We start from the raw sequence: 2,901 nt of genomic DNA on the forward strand, positions 1-2,901 counted from the left end.
CCTCGCGGTGCACTGCCGACTGCTGCCCGGATCCGACCAGGTCGTCCACCTGGACATCGACTCCAAGGTCAAGCAGGTCTACGGGGCCGGCAAGCAGGGTGCCGAGCACGGCTACACCAAGGTCCGCGGCCTGCACTTCCAGATCGTGACCGCCTCCACCCCGCTGGCCGCCCCAGTGATCGTGGCCTCCCGGCTGCGGAAGGGCTCGGCGGGCTCCGCCAAGGGCGCGGCGAGCCTGATCGCCGAGGCGATCCGCGCGGTGCGGGCCATGGGTGCCACCGGCACGATCGTCGTGCGGGCCGACTCGGCGTCCTTCTCCCACAAGACGGGGCGGCCTGCCGCCGCGCCGGGGCGAGGTTCTCCCTGGCCGTCGCTCAGCGCAAGAAGGTCCATCAGGCCATCGCGACCATCCCCGAGACCGCCTGGACGCCGGTCAAGTACCCCAAGGCGATCTGGGACGCGGACGAGGAACGGTGGATCTCGCACGCGGAGGTCGCCGAGGTCGAGTACACCGCGTTCACCGGCAAGGCCAAGAAGCACCGCGTCACCGCCCGGCTGCTGGTCCGGCGCGTCAAGCGGCTGGGCGACGCCCACGCCCCGGGACGGCCCGGGCGAGTTGTTCAAGGTCTACCGGTTCCACGCGGCCTTCGCGGACACGCCCTTCCCGCTCGTGGAAGCGGAGAAGATCCACCGGGCGCACGCTGTCGTGGAGCAGGTCTTCGCCGACCTCGAGGACTCCGCGCTCGCGCACCCGCCGTCGGGGAAGTACACCGCGAACGCCACGTGGCTCACCCCGGCCGTGCTCGCCCACAACCTCACCCGCGCCCTGGGCTGCCTGGCGTCCGCCTTCCACGCAAAGGCCCGCACCGGCACAATCCGCCGCCAACTGATAGCCGTCCCGGCCCGATTGGCCACCGCCGCGCGCACGCTGACCTCCCACCTCCCCACCCGATGGCCCTGGCAGGACGCCTTCCAGAGCCTGTGGACAGCCAGCGGCTGTCGCCTGCAGCCCTGAACTCCCGCCCGCCACAACCGGTTGTTCGCGCAAGGGATCGCGCCGTCGCAGGTCGCGCGGCGATTACGGGTCTCCCGGAAGTCTGCTTATGCCTGGCATGCCCGGTGGCGGGAGGCCGGCGTGGAGGCGCTGCGGTCCAAGGGGCCGTCGGGGCGACCTCCGCCCGCCAGGCAGAAGCGGTGAAAGGGAGTGTCAACTTAGCTTTACTTTTAACCGTTCTGCCCTGTTTCACGGGCCGGAGTGGTCTTGCTTTTCTTGGGCGTTGGGGTCTTCTTCCCCACTGGGTGGCGGGTGCGGCATGGTCGGGTGCTGCCGGGTGGGCGTCCGGGGCCGGGTGTGGTGGGTTTCGGCTTTCTGGCCGGGGTTCCCATGAGGCGTCGCAGGTGGGCGAAACCTCGGTGGACGCGTCCGGGCGTGAGGGCCCGGTGGGCGGGGAGGGGTTTCTCCCAGCGGCGGCGGAGGTCAGGGGCCAGGTGGCGGGCGAGACGGAGCTGGGTGTGGGCGGCCAGGATGAGCCAGGTCCATCGATCGCCCTGGGCGGGAGTGCGGATCTGCGGGAGCGTCCAGCCCAGAAGTGTCTTGAGGGTTTTGAAGGTGTGTTCAAGATCGAATCGGCGTAGGTAGGTCTTCCACAGCAGGTCGAGGTCGAAGGCGGTTCCGGCGGGGGCGGTGTGCCACAGCCATACGTCCTCGGGGGTCCGGTTGCCTGGCAGATGCTCGACGTGGATGCGGACCAAGGTGCCTGCCACGATGGGTAACTCGTCCCTCGCGGGCAGATGTGCCCAGCCGCCTTGGCGCCCGAGCTTTTGATGCAGCCCGTGCCAGGCACTGACTTCGACCTTTCCGTAACGAGGGCTGTCGGCGTGCAACTGCTCGTCCGGTGCCGGCCAGCTGGCCCATTCCTTGAGCGGGTACCGCTCTCCGTGCCGGGGCGGCCGCCCCGGTTTGCCGTCCCGGCGGCACGCCGACGCCGCGCCGTAGAACACCCGGTCTGAGCGGACTCTTCCCAGTACCTGTACCGCCAGACCCTCCCGGCTGGTCAGGTAGCTGATCCGGCTCAGGTCATAGCCCGAGTCGAACACGAACACCGGAGCAGGTCGGTCAGTGAGCAGACTGATGCCCATCAACTGCTCAACCACACGGGTGACTTGTCGTACCGTCACCAATGTGGCGTCGTCGTCCGGGCCAATCCTGACTGCGTCCAGCAGCACCGTCCACGAGTTCGCACCCCACTCCAGACCGGCCGCGAAGGAATACGGCCAGCCCGGGATCGTCTTGCGTGAACCGTCGCAACGACAGGCCGTATAACAGTGGCACCGCTCCGCGCTGGTCGCCGCGTCCGGACGAGGCCACGGCGAGACATCCACCGCGATCTTCAACGGCCCGTCATCTACCGGCTCCCAGGAACCCGCCAGCAGTCCCCGCAGCGCACCGGTATCGACCATCCCGCAGGCCAGCGCGTCATACAAAGCGCCATGCCCACGCCGGAACGCGTTCACTTCCGAGAGCTCCACCAGCGAACCCACCCGGCCCGGCGCGGTCAGCACCGCATCGACCAGCTCGAACAAGGCATCCGCACGCCGGCACAGACACTGGTACAGGCCCTTTCGGAACGCGGTCAATCGCCTCCGGGCCGCCGCCTCACCCTCGACCACCGCGGCCAGCCCTGGCATAGTCGGACCCACGGCCACCCTCCCCCTTCACGGACTCAGCACTCTGAAGGTGACGGGTGGCCGCCCTGCTGTCACGACTCACGACAAACTCCGACAAGAAACGATCTTGCCGAGGTTAAGACCGACCGGCAAATGGATCACTTGAGGCGTCGGGTGGTGGGGCGACCATCCCAGCGGTAGCGGCTTGTCGAGCGTCGGATGAGCATGCGGAGC

The 2,901-nt window shown here is 68.7% G+C and carries 2 protein-coding genes and 1 pseudogene; 2 read left to right on the forward strand and 1 reads right to left on the reverse strand.

What is annotated here, in order from left to right:
* Both ACFYX0_RS47245 and ACFYX0_RS47250 read left to right on the forward strand, forming a co-directional pair.
* Positions 1-1,015 (forward strand): annotated as a pseudogene (locus ACFYX0_RS47245) (hypothetical protein); the annotation flags it as partial.
* Positions 1,016-1,036: 21 nt separating this feature from the next.
* The gene (locus ACFYX0_RS47250; protein WP_388981895.1) at positions 1,037-1,198 is read left to right on the forward strand and encodes a helix-turn-helix domain-containing protein; all 162 of its coding nucleotides are present in this window, start codon (positions 1,037-1,039) and stop codon (positions 1,196-1,198) included.
* Between the two features lie 26 nt (positions 1,199-1,224).
* On the opposite strand, the gene ACFYX0_RS47255 is transcribed toward ACFYX0_RS47250, so the two are convergent.
* On the reverse strand, positions 1,225-2,688 hold the full coding sequence (locus ACFYX0_RS47255; protein WP_388981898.1) for an NF041680 family putative transposase: 1,464 nt from the start codon (positions 2,686-2,688) through the stop codon (positions 1,225-1,227).
* Positions 2,689-2,901: the final 213 nt, after the last annotated feature.

It is taken from the genome of Streptomyces sp. NPDC002573, from assembly GCF_042889625.1.
Classification (GTDB): Bacteria; Actinomycetota; Actinomycetes; order Streptomycetales; family Streptomycetaceae; genus Streptomyces; species Streptomyces gibsoniae.

Coding starts and splice junctions, on each gene's coding strand:
- ACFYX0_RS47255 (WP_388981898.1), bottom strand. CDS start 2,688: ATGCCAGGGCTGGCCGCGGTGGTCGAGGGTGAGGCGGCGGCCCGGAGG.